Genomic DNA, 16119 nt, shown 5'->3' on the forward strand with positions numbered 1-16119 from the left:
CGTCAGGACGATCGCCTGATTTCGCTAAAGGTGTTTTCTGCAACGGATCGACACGATGAATATGCAGGCTGTCGCAAGAAGCAGGCATAAAGCCGCGGAGACGAGGTTTGAGGATGTCCGCAGACCCGGGGGGCAACGAGGTGTCATGACCCGAGTCGATTGCGCAGAAGGCAAAAGTCTTTAGAGGCCGGTCGCACATTCCATCGAAAAGGGAATGGTGCCTTTCTTGCGAGTAAGCATGCATGAGCGGAATCTTCCTTGAAGTACATCTTCGTTCATCCTTGACCTGCAGGTACTCAATCTCCGTGAGCACCTGAGAAAACACATCGTATAAACAATGTGTGGCTGTATGTGTAGATCACACTTCCAGATCCCGCCACAAATTTGCTTAGACTGAGTTTTTATATAAAGCTTATGAATGTTGGTATATAAGCGCCAGAACGGGTGGAGGGCATCGTGCTGGTCGACTGCGAGTCATCGTGGCGCAACCGGATTCGGTCTGCATGCCGGCATCACCAAGCGCAGGTGGACCGCTCCCGCGCCACCTCACGAGCCGTCCATTGACTGCCCTTCCCCAAAGCGCTCAATCTATCGGGCGCCTGAAGGGGCTCGGCGAATGCCCCACGCCTCGCCCAACCCCATCGAATCTGTAAGGACACAACCATGAGAAAGTGGCTTTCCCTGCTGTTCGCCGCCGCGGTTTTTCATCCCCCCGTTGCCTTCGCAGACTGCGCCAGCTCCCCCAAGCCCGTGGCCGAAGCGTTCTATAACGGGTACCTGCAAAGCTTCAGCGATGAAAAAGATCCGCTGACCGATGATAGTGCGCAGGTGAAGCAGTACGTTTCGGATGAGCTGATCGACAAGATCAAAAAGCAGATCGCCAGCCCGGACGGGCTGGAAGAGGACTATTTCATCAAGGCTCAAGACTACATGGAAGAATGGCTCACCCACATCAAGGTCAGTGAGCCACTCGTGCAGGGAGCCTCAGCCAGGGAGCAGGTGACATTGGGCAATACGCCCGATACAACCCAGATCGTTGATGTGCTGCTGGTCAAGAACAATGGCTGCTGGAAGATCAATGACGTGCTGTCCACAGCGGATCAGAGTGATTGAGTGATGGCCGACCGTTTCTTCTGAATCCCCAGGCGCACTGACGATCTACTGGACCATGAGCCGAATAGCCCCCACAATCGGCTCATCAAATGAGCCGAATAACCTCCTTATTCGGCTCACACTCATGAGCCCTTCCCCATGGACCATCCTCGTTGGATCTGGCAACAGCTCGATTGGCCGCACTTTCACTGGCAAGCCGCACGTTTGGCGCCGCTGGTGCGTGAGTGTGTGCAGGCGCAAGGTCGTCTGTCAGGAATGTCCAGTTCGGCGGGGGGAGCGCTCAGTGCGCAAAGTGAGCTGGACTCGCTGCTGCAGAACATCGTGACCTCATCCGCCATCGAAGGCGAACAGCTTAATGCAGGTTCGGTGCGCTCTTCGCTGGCCCGACGTCTGGGCCTGGAAGACGTAGGCGAAAGTCGCGTGAGCAAGCGCAGTGAAGGGTTGGCGGAGTTGATGCTGGACGCCACTCAGCATTTCGCCGAGCCGCTGAACCTTGAACGTCTGCTGCGCTGGCATAAGTGGTTGTTCCCTGCTCAGGAAGAGGACTTCAGTGCACGAAATATCCGTGTCGGCGCCTTGCGTGGAGATGAGCCGATGCAGGTGGTTTCCGGTCGCCTGGATAAGCCAACCGTTCATTTGGAGGCCCCTGCGCGGGACGGCTTGGAGCAGCAGTTGGATGCCTTCCTCGATTGGTTTGAAACCAGCCGCGCCGAAACGCAACTCGATCCGCTGCTCCGTGCTGGCATCGCGCACTTCTGGTTTGTGACCCTCCATCCGTTCGACGATGGCAACGGGCGTTTGACCCGTGCCCTCACTGACTTGGCGCTCGCTCAAGGCGAAAACCAGGCCATCCGTTTCTACGCCATGTCCGCCAGTATCCTGGATGATCGCGCCGGTTATTACCGGGTGCTGGAGACCTCTCAGAAAGCCACGCTTGATATCACCGAGTGGCTGGAGTGGTTTCTGCAAACACTATTGCGCAGCCTTCAACAGGCTATGGTTCGTATCGACCGCGTGCTCGGCAAGGCGCGTTTCTGGCAACAGCATCGAGAACATCCGCTGTCTTCAGAACAAGTCAAAGTACTCAATCGCTTGCTCGATGGCGGCGAGAACGGCTTTGAGAACGGCATCAGCGCCGCCCAGTATCAAGCCGTGGCAAAAGTATCCAAAGCCACCGCAACCCGACACTTGACGGAGTTGCTGGAGAAAGGCTGCCTGATGCGTTTGCCAGGAGGTGGTCGTAGTACTCGGTATCAGATCAGCTACCCTCCCCCTCACGGATAACTAAACGCCCGAACCAGCGTCAACTCCCCCACCGCCCGCATCGGCACGACAAACGTCTGCATCTTCTCGTCAGGCGTTCCCTCTTCTGTAATCACCGTCACCTGCGCTGTCGTCAGCGGCTGAACAGCATTCTCCTGGCCCTCCTCGCCACTGCGATACCCACCTCCAAAGTAATTCAGATACACCAGGTATTGCCCCTTGATCGGCGCCGGCATGGAAAAGATCTCCGGCCCGTATCCGGTGGTGACGTCGACATCCAGCGCCGCGCCATTGGGCGCCACGCGGTCGCCGTACCAGATGTGTGCGCCATCAGGGGTGATGAGGTGCAAATCCAGATCGGTGTTATCGGTGTCCCAGGACAGCAGGACCCGCAGCTTGGCCGGGGTCGCACCGCCGCTGAGGTGGAGGAATTGAGTGCGGTGGCGTTGTTGGCCGTCCGGGCTGCGGACTTCGACACTATTGCTGCCATTGGGGAATGAAAACGGGCGGTCGAAATGTCCGGCGGGGTCGAGTTTCAGCGGCATGCTGACGCCATTGACGATGAGTTTTCCGGGCTCGTTGCGCTTGGGAGTGGCTTTGATCTGACCGGTAATGCGAGCGGTGTTGGCCTGGCCCGCCGGGGTGTTGACCGAGGAGGCCGGGTAGTTGACGGTCTGACGGAAGTTTTCGCCTTCACCTTCGGAGGCACCGATGCGCCAGCCGCCGACAGGGGTGTCGAGTTTGACGGCATCGGCTGCCATCGCCATAGGCAACGCGGTCAAAGAGCAGAGGAACAGGATGACCTGTGGATAACGACGTTTCATGGCCTATTCCAGTAAAAGGTGGCGGGCGAGCCCTTCGATGTAGGTTTCGTCCTGGCCGTTGGGGTGTGCATCGAAGGCCAGGTGCAGGTATTCGTGAGTCAGGTCGAGGCGATCCTGTAGCGACAGCACGCCGCGCACATAAATGCGCTGGCGTTCGCGGTCGACATAAGGGTTACCGAAAGCAAGGCGGCAGACGGCAAAGGTGTTGACTTCGTTGTAGCCGACTTCACTTTCAAGGCGTTGGCGCCAGCCGCGGCGCTGCTTCTGCAGCCAGTCTTGTGCGGCGGGCAGGGCCTCGCAGGAGGCGACGGGATTGTCCCAACGGCTGAGGCTCGCGCGCGGGTAGGCGTGAAGCAGGATCGCGTCGTAGCGCTGGCCGGCGCTGGCTTGTTCGACGGCTTGCCGCCAGGAGAGTTTGTCTGTGCCGGGCTGATCGGAGTGGTAAGTGACGGTGCTGCCGGCGAGGACCAGGTCGCTGGTCCAGGCGGCAATGTTGCGCGAGTCCGCCGCGGCCGGGCGTGGGGCGACGCGCTGACGGCTGCTGCTGTCGTCGATGCTCAGGCAGTCACCGTTGCGCGTGGCGTTTTGCAGCAGGTAGGTGCGGATCGCGACAGCCAGGGCTTTGGCGGCTTCGGCGGGTTCGGGCCTGGCTTCGCGCTGGAGGACGCGAGCGACGTATTCTTCGCGGTCCAGGCGGGCGACCAGATTTTGTGAAGGGCCGTCCTTCAATAGAAACAGCTCGCCATCGCTGTGGATGTCGAGTTGGTTACCGTTGACGAACTCGACGCGGTAGTCGCCCTGCAAGGGGCCGGGGAGCGCCACGCGATCACCTGAGAGCACGCGCTGCAGTGGATAGCGGGAGAACAGGCTGACTTCGACGCATCGCCCCGCTTGCGCAGGCCAAGTGGACGGCAACGCGCTGGACAGCGCATCTGCGTAGTTGCGCAGGACCTTCTGGCTGGTGCCCCGCCCGCCGGCCCAGATCGGCGTTCCGTCCGCCAGCCATCCGGCGAACCCGCCCTGACGCGACAAAGGGTCCTGATCCCCCAGCCAGCTCCAGGTTTTCACTCGCAGGCGGCCACCGAGTTCACCCACGGCATTGCCATCAGCAGCGTTCAACACCACGTCCAGCAACACTCGACGGGCCTGATCCTGCGCCGGCATCAGCGCCAGGGCCTTTAACAACTCAGCCACCGAAACCCGGGTTTGCGGCTGCAACGACGGCAAATCCAGTAACCACTCCGGCGCCTGACGCGCCTGCCAATATTCCCGCCAACCGGCGTCAGTAATACCCAACCGCTGCGGTTCGAAATACAGTCCGCAGGATTTCGCCAACGCCTGATCCCGCCCAATGCTCCCGCCAGCGGTGCAGCAATACACTTCTTCCTTCGACTGCCCGCGACACTCATAAACCGGCTCACGAGCGCCGGTATCGACCAGCCACCCGTAAACGAACAGCTTCCACACACTCCCCAGCGGCGTCTGCAACGTCTGCGGCAACGGCTCGCGCGCCATTACCTGAGTCCGGCTCAACTGCAGCAACTCACCCTTCAAGGCCAGGCGCAGCGGCTCGTCCTGCGCCGTGGCCAGCGCAGGAATCAGACACAGCAGCCACCAGACCAGAGGCCGGATCATGTCATTTGACCGTGATCTGGCCGAGGGCCGGCTTCTGTTCCAGGGCCTGGTGCTGTGGCGCATAAACCTGGGTGAAGCGTACTGGCGGCAGGTTGAACTGACCTTTTTGCGAGAAACGCACCAGATGACGCAGGCGCAACTCACCGCTCAGGGCATCGACCGGAATCGCGTAGGCCAATTGTCCCGGTTCGAAACGGGCCTTTTCCAGCGCGCTCGGCTCGCTGCCGGCCTTGCCCACGAGCTTGATGCCCCAGGTCGTACGCTCTACATCCGCACCCGGTGGCAGCGGCACTTCGAGCATGCCGTAGCGCAGTGGCTTCGCGGCGTTGCTGGCGATGATCACTTCGTCCAGGTACAGGCTGTCACTGGACAATGGCTGGGTGCCGACCGCTTCCAGCTTGAAGCTGAAGGCTTCGTCACCCGGCACCAGCCGCGACAGGCGACGAGTGATGGTCACGGCCATCGGATCGAATGCCGGTTGCTTGCTCTGGAAGCTCAACGCAGCTCGCAGCGGACGCTCCTGGGCGCCGGTCAGGGACAACACGCCAGGCACTTGCGCACCTTGCCACTGCCAGTAGATTTCGCCAGTAGTGCCCTGCCCTTGCTTCCAGCCTTCACCCGGTGTCAATGCAACGGCGGGTGAAGCCTGTTCGATGCTGCGTTGCAACCAGGTCAGCGCCAAAGCACGCTCCAGGGTCGATTGCTGCGGCAACAGACGTTGCAACAACGCTGTCGCACGTGCCTGATCGAAAGGTTGCAGCGACAGGTTCAAGGCTTCGACAAACGGCTGGGAGCTGACGGTCAAACGTTGCCTGGCATCCGCCAGCTGCCGATTGAAAGCGTCCGGCAGATTGACCTTCGCCTGTACGGCCATCGATGCGGTCAGCACGCGAGCACTGGCCAGACCCAGCGCCGAGTCCGGATCGCTCATGACGATGCTGTCTTGCCCCTCGTCCATCAGGTTAGCGGCATTGCCCTCGCCCGCTTTCGCCAGGTCATCCATCAAACCGCTGAGCAACGTATTCACCGGCAATTGCATCTGCCTGGCGAACGACACAATCAGCGCTCGCTGCAACAGCGGCGTGTCCTTCGCCTGTTTTGCGTAGATCTCCAGCACCTGCTGCCAGTGCTCCGGCGGCAGACTCAGATCCAGCGCCTTGCTGGCGTACCAGTCGGCGTAATAGGCGTAAGCAGTGAGGAACGCATCCGGCTCGCCATCCTGGCCCCACCAGGTGAAGCACGCCGAAGGCCCGGCCATTTGCACCAGTCGCAGACGGCTGTTCTGCATGATCAGCCGCAAGCGGTCGCGAATCCGCGGGTTCGACGACAAGGTCGGGTAAGCGATGCTCAGCGGCAGCAAACGACTGGCGGTCTGCTCGACGCCACCGTACGGGTAGCTCAACAGGTCGTCGAGGGCCGAACGGAACAGCGCTTGCGGACTGTCATCCAGCCGCAGGCGGATATCGCTGGCATCCGCCGGCAGGGTCAGCGGTGTATCGCCGCCGACCACATCCAGACTTTGGCTTTGAGTCACTTGCCAACCTTCGCCGGTCGCGGTCAAGCGCACGGCCAGGGCGTCTGCGGTTTTACCATCCTGCACCAACTCGGCGGTCCACTCGCCACTGGCCAATGCGAAGGCGGGTAGCGCGATGTAGTTGATCCCGTTGTTCAGGGTCACCGGCACACGCTGATCAACGCCGCCGTAATGGGTTACCAGTTCAGCCTTGACCGGTTTATCGGACTGGCTGAAAGCGAACACCCCGAGATCCGGTTTATCGCCGATGCGGAATTTGCTGGGCCCGCTCCATTTCAGGTACAGCGGTTTGTCCGAGCGCACGAATTGCTTCTTCTGACCAACCTGACCGTCATCGGCAATGGCCCGGGCGGTGATGCGCCAGCGGGTCAGGGAGTCGGGCATCTTGAAGGTGAAGCGGGTCTTGCCGTTGGCGTCGGTCATCAACTCCGGCTGCCATGCCGCCGTGTCGACGTCTTCGCGGCGTGGTCGCTCCAGCACTTTCACTCCGCGCTCGCTACGGTTGGCCTTGCCTGGCGCGCCAGGGCTGCCCGGCAAGGCCACGTCGTAGCTGATGAACGACAGGCTGGCGCTGGTGCGCACGTTGTTGCGCCGTGGGTGGTAGAAGAACTGGTCGATGGTCGGTGCGACTTCCGGTTGCAACGCGTAAATCATTTCATCCACCACGCTGACCGTCAGGTGCGCCGGAACCGGCTTGCCGGCGAACCGGGTGGTCAGGTCCACCGACACAGTGTCGCCCGGCTGGTAGCTGTCCTTGTCGGTGGCGATGGTCACGTCGATCTGCGGCGCCACGACTTTGATGCCGATGTTCTGGAAGCTGTACTGGCCGCCCTTGGTGTAGAGCACGGAGAAGGTCAGGTTCGGGGCGAACGTGTCCTTTACCGGAATCCGCGCGCGGTACTGCGTGGGGCTGAGTTTTTCCATTTTCAGCCAGTCGCCGCCCTTGGACAGCAGCGCCGTGGCCTCCACTTTGTCGCGCTCCAGAGACAGCAGGGCATCGCTGACCGGCTCAGGGAACGTAATCAATGCCAGCGCTTCATCGCCCGCCTTGTACTCGGGTTTGTCGAGAACGATTTCCACAGTGCCTGGTACGGCTTTGACCCCGTCGCCGGTGACCGAATGGCCGGTGCCACCCAGCGCACGACCGTGGTCATCCTTCAACGTCAGGTTGTAGGTACCCGGGCGATCGAACGTCAGTGCAAAACCTTTATCCGCGGCCGCGAGTGTACCCTCGCCCTTGCTCTGGTCTTCCAGGCGCACCCAGCTGTAGGTGCTAGGGCTCAGCGCTTTGCCCTGCTCGCTGCCGCCCTCGTTGGCGTAGCTGAATGCAACCTTGTCGCCTACCGCACTGAAGCGCTGCGGCGCGCTCAAGCGGAAACTTGCGGCGCCGCGGTCGATGAGGATTTCCTTGGTGGTCTTGACCCGATACGCCGCGCCGTCGCTGGCGAACACCGTGAGCATGTAGCGACTCGGTTTCTCGGCGGCCGGCAGCTCGAGTGTGGCGTTGCCCTTGGCATCGGTGGTCAGTTCGGTGCTGGTCAGCTCCACCGGGAATTGCCCGAGGTATTGCAGCTCGTTGTCGACCATCGACAGTTGCTGGGCGCGCAGGCTCAGGCTCAACTTGGCGTTGGCCACGGGCTTGCCGTCCGGGTACAGCAGCACGAGGCTACCCTTAACCGGTTCGCCGGTGCGGTAATCCTGTTTGGCCAGATTCAGGGAAATCTCGAAGTGCGGCTTGATGTATTCAGCAACGCGAAAGGCACTGCTGTAGGCCTGATCTTTGTAGCTGAAGCGCAGCTCATAACCACCGGCCACAGCGTTTTCCGGCAACTGGAAACGGCCCTGGGTACCGGCCTTGGAATCCAGCTTCAACGCCAACGATTGCAGCGCGGTGCCGGTGGCATCAAGCACGCTGACGTTGACGTCGGCAGCCGCTGGCAGCACCGAATCCCGGGCGTTCTTGAACTCGCGACCAACGATTTTCAGCGACACCCAATCCCCCGGCCGATAGAGCGGACGGTCGGTGAATGCATAGAGTTTGGTGTCGTAGATCTCACTGTCGTAATAGAAGTTCTCGGAGACAAATACCCCGCCCTCTTCGTCTTCACCGATCACGAAGGAACGCTCCGGGCTGACGTGTTTCAGACGCAGTAAACCATCGGCATCCGTGGCGCCACTGCTCATGACACCCAGGCCATCGGTCCACAGCACATTGACCTTGGGCACTGAACTGCCTTCATGTTTGCGTGCGGCCCAGACCAGCAGTTCATCGCCAGCAATCTTGCTCACGGCCACGGTGTTGGAGACGAACACCATGGTGGTCGCACGGTACTTGCCGATCAGCGCCTCCACCAGATACAGCCCCGGCTTCAGGTTACCCAACGGGATGTAGACGTTACCCGGCGCGACACTGATGAACTCGCTGGAAGAGCCCGCCAGGTTCACCCCCGCAGGCGGCTGTATCGGCTTGGCCTCCCACAGCGGATAACGAAATTGGCTGACCACCGGCAAACCCGGAATCAAGGCAAATTGCGGCTGCGCGTCGTAAGGCGTTCGCGCGACGATGGCGGTGCCCATCTTCAGTTCCGGCACTTGCTCGGTGACCTGTTTGCGAGACTCGTAAGAAAACGCTCGCTGCATCACCCGACGGGATTTGCGATACCAGCTGTCCCACAGGTAGGCGAGGGTGTTCGACAGGCCTTCACCCTTGAACTGGCCGTCGCTGACCACGCGATGCAGGTTCTTCTGGCGCTTGAGGAAATCCAGCGGCTTGTCGATCCGATAGACCCGAATGTCCGCGCCGCCGTACGGCTCCATGCGGTACCGGCGATAGTCGCGGCCCGGCGCTTCGAGGCGAACCATCGCCTGTTCATCACTGGCAAAACTGCTGTCGGCCAACAGGAAAAAACTTTCACCGGCCACCGCCGTGTAGCCGCTGGGCTCGACGGAATCATCAGCATTGACCGTGGCCAAAGGGGCCAGCAAGGCCAATAACAGGGGCAGTCTTGAACAAATGCGCAACATGCGGGCACCGATCATTGGGAGAGAAAGTTCAGTCGATAGACGCCGATGAAGTTGGGGTTGGCTGCGTCGGGAATCCATCGGGTGTCCTTCCATGTCATGAGTTGCTGCAGGCTTGCGGAGCGCATGCCGTTGTCGGTAGGGGTGGTGGTGCCGGTGTGATAGGCGATGTAGCGGCCCATCCAGATCATCAGGTGCTGGTCGTCGCCCTGATCGAAAAACATCAGATCGCCAGGCCGGGCCTGGGCCAGGTCGCGGCCCACCAGACGGCTGTTGAACTGGATCAGCTTGATGGCGTTGACGTAAGGCCCGACCTTGCCACCGCCCTGCTGCCATTGCTGGGCGAGGCCGCGCTGGGCGTCGCTCAATTGCAGTTCCGGCGGCAGGTAGCGGTTGGACAGGCCATTGCTACGCAGCCATTTGTCATCGTGGACTTTCAGCGCTTCGTTGGCAGCGAAACGTACCAGCCCGGCGCAGTCCTGCTGATACCAGCGCGGGCTCGGGCCCTGGGTCAGTTGTTCCTGGGCGATGCGCACGAACCAGGCGCGAAAGACCTGGGATTGCTGCGGGTCAAGCGGCGCGGCTTCGCTGGCAAATGCCCGCGTGCCGAGCAGCAGCGCCAGCAGGCCAAGGCCTCGGATGAGTGCCGTCACAGGGCTTTCCACTCCAGCGGCAGCCATTGCCAGTGGCCATCGGGCTCGCTGCCTTTGGGCAACGTCAGGGCGTACTTGCCGTAGCCGCCGAGCGTGCGCAATTTCGGAATCAGGTAGGTTTGCGCGGCGTTGTAGAAAACCGGCTCCATGTCTTGCGGCAGGCTGTCGAGGGTTTCCCGCTGCATCAGCTGTGCCATGGAATCCGGGCCGAAGTAGAGCGGCGTCAGCTGATCTTTCGGCAACACGTCGGCCAGCGGCGGGAAACGTTTGTCGAGGGTACCGAGGGCTTTGTCCACCAGAGTGTCGTCGAGGGAGAACAACAGCGTCGAGCCGTGGCGCGCCAGGCTCACCCGTAGGAATGCCTTACCGGTGATTGCGTCAGGCTGCTCGGCTGCCTTGGCCGGGTATTGGCCAAAGTTGGAGCTGACCTGGCGCTGCCACCGATGGGTTTCGCCTTCCTGTTTCTCGACCACCGCAAAAGCGTGCTCGGCGACATTGTGTTCATAAGCGCCCACCATCGAGCCAAACAGCTTGCCCAGATCGCCGTCGAGCTTGGCGCTGTCCTTGTCATTCAGGCTGGCGACCAGCAACGGCGTGTACAGCCGTGAATCGGCGTACCAGCAGAGGCCGGCGGCACCGGCCACATGGTCGGTCAGGGCCTGGGCCACCGCTTCCTCGGCGCCGAGTTTCACCAGCAGCGGTTTTTGTTGTTCGGCGGCCAGCGGCAGGGCCACGCAGGCGCTGGCGCCCATGGGCATGGCTTGCCAGATCGGTTTGAAATCGAAGTCCGGCTGGTTTTCCAGCTCATCCATGGCCAGGAAACTGTGCCAGCCCTTGTCGTCCATGTCGAAACGCAGCCCGGCGAAGTTCGGGATGAAGCGCTGGTACCCCATGGCTAATACGCTGGAGTTGACCGAAAGGCGTTGTTTGACCTCCGGGGCTTTAGGTTGCAGGCCGAAGGCTTCGGGGAAGAGCTTTTCGCCACCCAGCAGTGCTTCCAGCGCCTGGGTCGAGACCATGCCGTGCTCGTCGGTCGGACCATGGCCCATGTCATACAGCTTGCGCGGGTTGGACAGCACCACCAGTTTGTCGCCGTGAGAAGCGAACACCAGAGCTTTGCTGGCGTTGTAGGTGAGTTGATAAACCGGCACCACATCGCCGGCGACGTTCATCTCACTGAGCTGGCTCAACTGCGAATCATCCAGCGCCACTTTAGCCAACGGCTCCAGCACCTTGGCCAGGCCACCGCGATCCATCACCAGCAGAAAGTCCTTCAGGCGACCATCCGCCCCACGCCATAGCGCCACGTCTGCTGGCTGATCGAATAGCTGTTCGATCAGGCTGTCCTGCAACTTGAGGTCATGTTCGTAAATGATCCGGCGCAGACTGCCGATCAATCCGAGGCGATCCGCATGGGCTTCGTAATAGAAGACGAAATCTTCGGTCAGGGTTTCCTTGAGAAATGGCACCGTCAGCAAGTCCTTGGGCAACTGGCTCAAGGAACGGGTTTCCAGTAGACCGTCCGGCCGGCTCATGCCCAGTTTGTCACTGGCCAGTTGCACCGGCGGCGCCTTGGGCTTGTGCATGAACCAGCCCAACCCGCCCGCCACGCCGACCACCAGGCACAGCCCGATCAGCAGCGCCGGCCAACGACGAGAGGTGCTGGCCGCAGGTGCGCCGACGGCCGGGGAATCGGCCGGTGAAATCGTGTTATCGCTCATGTTCACGCTCATGTTCCCAAAGCTCAGCAATTCATCCGTGATGCGGGATGTTCAATAGTTGAAAGTCTTGACCAGCAACAGATCACCGATAGCCCGCAAGGGCACGATGAACGTTTCGCGTTTTTCGTCGACGGTGTTTTCGTTGAGCACCAGATTGATCTGCGAGGTGATCACCTTGTTCTGGTTGCTCGACTCATCGAAGTTATAGCCGCCGCTGCCAAAGTTGCCCCAATAGTTCACGTAAACCAGATAGGTGCCATGCATCGGTGCGGTCATGGTGAACATTTCCGGGCCCGGGCCATCGACACCATCCGGGTCGAGGCCGCCGCCGTTGGTCAACGTCGTGTGGGCGAAAAACGCATGCTGGCCGTCGGGGGTAATGATGTGCAGATCGAGTTCGGCCTTCGGATCGTCCCAACCCAGCACCACGCGAATCCGCGCCGGGGTGCGCAGGTTATTCGCCTCATAGAACTGCACGCGCTTGAGCGACTTGCCTTCGGAGCTGCGGACTTCGACGCTGTTGGAACCGGCACCGAACGCATACGGGCGGGTGAAACGCCCGTTGTCATCGGTGTACAGATTCAGAGGATTGCCGTTGACCGCGAGGGTGTGAGGCCCGCGTAGCGTGCCAATGGCCTTGAGCTGGCCTTCGATCATTGTGCGATTGCGCTGCACGCCCCGATCGATGGGCGGTGTGGGATAGGCAACTTGAGGGTTTTCACTGCGGTCCAGCAGGCCGTTATAGCGCCAGCCACCCACCGGTTCCGACACTTCGGCCGTGGGCCCCGCCCAGGCAGCCGATGCGCAGATCAGTGTGATCAGCAGTGAAAGAAAACAACGCATGTGACGCCTCCTGCCATGCATAACGAAACCTTGCGCCCGATCCTCGGCGCGTTACAGATCAAAAAACTGTGTTTCGTCAGAAAGACCCGTGGTTATTGGGTCGTAGAAAGCGCGAAGGTTAGCGATATGGACGGTTTTTAACAATCAGATACAACTAAATTTGCGGTGAGAATCACGCCCGCTGCTGGACGACGGGCCGAATAGTGGATCGATCGTCAGCAGGTTCTGAGATCAACGTGGTTTTTACCCCGCAACGGCTGCGCCAAATGCCCCGCCCATTTGCCCCTCTCCCCCCTATCTGCTAGTGTCGCGCCGGTTTAACGTCTACCGGAAATCGCCGCCATGGCCCGCAAAAAAGCTGCACTGGATTTCGAACAATCCCTCGCCGACCTGCAAACGCTGGTCGAGCGCCTGGAGAACGGCGAGCTGTCGCTGGAAGACTCGTTGACCGCTTTCGAGCAAGGTATCGGTCTGACCCGTGATTGCCAGGCTGCGCTGGCGCAGGCCGAGCAGAAGGTTCAGGTGCTGCTTGAGCGCGATGGCGAGCTGACCGAGGCTCCCTTTGACGCGGAACAGCCAGAATGATCGCGGCGTATTCGGCCAGCAGTCAGGCCCGGGTCAACGCGGCGCTCGAAACCCTGTTCAACACGCCGAGCCCTGAACTCGCACGTTTATATGAAGCCATGCGCTACAGCGTGATGAATGGCGGCAAACGCGTTCGGCCGTTGCTGGCCTATGCGGCCTGCGAAGCGCTGGGCGGTGAGGCTGAGCAAGCCAACGGTGCGGCCTGTGCGGTGGAGTTGATCCACGCGTACTCGCTGGTGCACGACGATTTGCCGGCGATGGACGACGACGATCTGCGTCGCGGCCAACCGACCACGCATAAAAAATTCGACGAGGCCTGCGCGATTCTCGCCGGTGACGGCCTGCAAAGCCTGGCGTTCAGCGCTTTGCTCGACCCACGCCTGAATTCAGCCGACGCTGAAATCCGCCTGCAAATGGTCAGCGCCCTGGCGTTGGCGGCGGGCCCGGCCGGAATGGTCGGCGGTCAGGCCATCGACCTGGGGTCGGTCGGCTTGAAGCTTGATCAAAAAGCCCTCGAATACATGCACCGGCACAAGACTGGCGCGCTGATCGAAGCCAGCGTCAAGCTTGGCGCGCTGGCCAGTGGCCGCGCCGAGAAAGACCAACTGAAATCCTTGCAGACCTATGCACAGGCCATCGGCCTGGCGTTTCAGGTGCAGGACGACATTCTCGATGTCGAAAGCGATACCGAAACCCTCGGCAAGCGCCAGGGCGCCGATATTGCCCGTGATAAACCGACTTACCCGGCGCTGCTCGGCCTCGACGCGGCCAAGGCTTATGCCCTGGAACTGCGAGATCAGGCCCTGCACGCACTGCGACCGTTTGACGCGTCGGCCGAGCCGCTGCGTGATCTGGCGCGCTATATCGTCGAACGCCGCAACTGATCCGGCGCTCGTTGCCCACTGCAAATCGGCCAAGTTCCAAGCTCTGCGTGGGCAGCGTGCGATGCATCAGGTAAACTGCCGCCTCTTTTATACCTATAACGATTCGCCTGATGCCCACGACGTTTCATGAGATTCCCCGCAAGCGCCCGACCACGCCCCTGCTCGACCGTGCCAACACGCCGGACGGCCTGCGCCGGTTAGGCGAAGCCGAGCTGGAAACCCTGGCGAATGAGTTGCGCCTGGAATTGCTCTACACGGTCGGTCAGACCGGCGGGCATTTCGGTGCTGGCCTGGGTGTCATCGAGCTGACTATCGCGTTGCATTACGTTTTCGACACCCCGGACGACCGGCTGGTGTGGGACGTAGGTCATCAGGCCTATCCGCACAAGATCCTCACCGGTCGCCGCGAACGCATGGCCACACTGCGCCAGAAGGACGGCCTTGCGGCCTTCCCGCGTCGCTCCGAGAGCGAATACGACACCTTTGGCGTCGGCCACTCCAGCACCTCGATCAGCGCAGCGCTGGGCATGGCGATTGCCGCCCGCCTGCAAAACAGTGATCGCAAGGCGATCGCAGTGATCGGCGACGGCGCACTGACCGCCGGCATGGCGTTCGAAGCGCTGAACCACGCGCCGGAAGTCAACGCCAACATGCTGGTGATCCTCAACGACAATGACATGTCGATCTCGCGCAACGTTGGCGGGCTGTCGAATTACCTGGCGAAGATCCTTTCCAGCCGCACTTACGCCAGCATGCGTGAAGGCAGCAAAAAGGTCCTGTCGCGCCTGCCCGGCGCCTGGGAAATCGCCCGTCGTACCGAAGAATACGCAAAAGGCATGCTGGTACCCGGAACCCTGTTCGAAGAACTGGGCTGGAACTACATCGGCCCGATCGACGGCCATGACCTGCCCACCCTGATCGCCACCCTGCGCAACATGCGTGACCTCAAGGGCCCGCAGTTCCTGCACGTGGTGACCAAAAAAGGCAAAGGCTTCGCCCCGGCGGAAGTCGACCCGATCGGTTACCACGCGATCACCAAGCTCGAACCGCTGGACGCTCCTGCCGCCGCGCCGAAAAAAGCCGGTGGGCCGAAGTACTCCGGCGTATTTGGCGAGTGGCTGTGCGACATGGCCGCTGCTGACCCGCGCCTGGTCGGCATCACCCCGGCGATGAAAGAAGGCTCCGACCTGGTGGCCTTCAGCGAGCGCTTCCCGCTGCGCTACTTCGACGTGGCGATTGCCGAACAACACGCGGTCACTTTCGCGGCCGGCATGGCCTGCGAAGGCGCCAAACCGGTGGTGGCGATCTATTCGACGTTCCTGCAACGCGGTTACGACCAACTGATCCATGACGTCGCGGTGCAAAACCTCGACGTGCTGTTCGCCATCGACCGTGCAGGCCTGGTGGGCGAAGACGGCCCGACTCACGCCGGCAGTTTCGACCTGTCGTTCCTGCGGTGCATCCCCGGCATGGTGGTGATGACCCCGAGCGACGAAAACGAACTGCGCAAGATGCTCAGCACCGGCCATCTGTACAACGGCCCGGCGGCAGTGCGTTACCCACGCGGTACGGGCCCGAATGCCCCTATCGAAAAGAACCTCGAACCGATCGAAATCGGCAAAGGCGTGATTCGTCGCCAGGGCAGCACCGTCGCCCTGCTGGTGTTCGGCGTGCAATTGGCCGAAGCACTGAAAGTCGCTGAAAAACTCGATGCGACCGTGGTCGACATGCGCTTCGTCAAACCGCTCGATGAAGCGTTGGTACGCGAGATCGCCGGCAGCCACGAGTTGCTGGTGACCATCGAAGAAAACGCCATCATGGGCGGTGCCGGTGGCGCAGTCAGCGAGTTCCTCGCCCGCGAGAACATCCTCAAGTCGATGCTGCATCTAGGGCTGCCGGACGTCTACGTCGAGCACGCCAAGCCGGCGCAAATGCTCGCCGAATGTGGCCTGGATGAAGCCGGGATCGAAGAAGCCGTACGTCAGCGCTTACAGCTGCTGGGCCTCTAAACCCCAAACCTGCACATAACCCTGTGGGAGCGAG

General features: G+C 61.1%; 11 protein-coding genes. 5 read left to right on the plus strand and 6 right to left on the minus strand.

Annotated features, from left to right (window positions below):
* Positions 1-663 precede the first annotated feature (663 nt).
* Together BK658_RS24435 and BK658_RS24440 are read left to right on the plus strand one after the other, a co-directional pair.
* Positions 664-1113, plus strand: a complete 450-nt coding sequence (locus BK658_RS24435; protein ID WP_123584536.1) for a DUF3828 domain-containing protein — start codon at positions 664-666, stop codon at positions 1111-1113.
* A gap of 138 nt (positions 1114-1251) precedes the next feature.
* Positions 1252-2397: a Fic family protein gene (locus BK658_RS24440; protein ID WP_123584537.1), complete on the plus strand. Its 1146-nt coding sequence runs from the start codon at positions 1252-1254 to the stop codon at positions 2395-2397.
* Here BK658_RS24440 and BK658_RS24445 read toward each other — a convergent pair.
* The 6 genes from BK658_RS24445 to BK658_RS24470 are packed head-to-tail and all read right to left on the minus strand — an operon-like array spanning position 2388 to position 12607.
* On the minus strand, positions 2388-3200 hold the full coding sequence (locus BK658_RS24445; RefSeq protein WP_123584538.1) for a YfaP family protein: 813 nt from the start codon (positions 3198-3200) through the stop codon (positions 2388-2390). The genes BK658_RS24440 and BK658_RS24445 overlap by 10 nt on opposite strands.
* A gap of 3 nt (positions 3201-3203) precedes the next feature.
* Complete coding sequence (locus BK658_RS24450) at positions 3204-4835, minus strand: DUF2300 domain-containing protein (RefSeq protein WP_123584539.1); 1632 nt, start codon at positions 4833-4835, stop codon at positions 3204-3206.
* 1 nt (position 4836) lies between these two features.
* On the minus strand, positions 4837-9408 hold the full coding sequence (locus BK658_RS24455) for an alpha-2-macroglobulin family protein (RefSeq protein WP_123584540.1): 4572 nt from the start codon (positions 9406-9408) through the stop codon (positions 4837-4839).
* Entirely contained in the window at positions 9405-10070 is a 666-nt protein-coding gene (locus BK658_RS24460) for a DUF1175 domain-containing protein (RefSeq protein ID WP_404943197.1), read from the minus strand. Before BK658_RS24460 ends, BK658_RS24455 begins: the two co-directional genes overlap by 4 nt.
* Positions 10040-11764: a DUF2138 domain-containing protein gene (locus BK658_RS24465; protein ID WP_123584541.1), complete on the minus strand. Its 1725-nt coding sequence runs from the start codon at positions 11762-11764 to the stop codon at positions 10040-10042. Before BK658_RS24465 ends, BK658_RS24460 begins: the two co-directional genes overlap by 31 nt.
* 51 nt (positions 11765-11815) lie before the next feature.
* Positions 11816-12607 (minus strand): YfaP family protein, encoded by a 792-nt coding sequence (locus BK658_RS24470; protein ID WP_123584542.1) that lies wholly within the window; start codon positions 12605-12607, stop codon positions 11816-11818.
* 342 nt (positions 12608-12949) lie between these two features.
* Between BK658_RS24470 and BK658_RS24475 the strand changes: the two genes are divergently transcribed.
* From BK658_RS24475 to dxs, 3 genes are all read left to right on the plus strand, one after another.
* Positions 12950-13192: an exodeoxyribonuclease VII small subunit gene (locus tag BK658_RS24475; protein ID WP_019693836.1), complete on the plus strand. Its 243-nt coding sequence runs from the start codon at positions 12950-12952 to the stop codon at positions 13190-13192.
* Complete coding sequence (ispA, locus tag BK658_RS24480; protein ID WP_123584543.1) at positions 13189-14076, plus strand: (2E,6E)-farnesyl diphosphate synthase; 888 nt, start codon at positions 13189-13191, stop codon at positions 14074-14076. The genes BK658_RS24475 and ispA overlap by 4 nt, the downstream gene beginning before the upstream one ends.
* 110 nt (positions 14077-14186) lie before the next feature.
* Positions 14187-16085 carry a 1-deoxy-D-xylulose-5-phosphate synthase gene (gene dxs, locus BK658_RS24485; protein WP_123584544.1) on the plus strand — a complete coding sequence of 633 codons (1899 nt, stop codon included), beginning with the start codon at positions 14187-14189 and terminating at the stop codon, positions 16083-16085.
* Positions 16086-16119 lie beyond the last annotated feature (34 nt).

It is taken from the genome of Pseudomonas brassicacearum, from assembly GCF_003732175.1.
Taxonomy (GTDB): Bacteria; Pseudomonadota; Gammaproteobacteria; order Pseudomonadales; family Pseudomonadaceae; genus Aquipseudomonas; species Aquipseudomonas brassicacearum_G.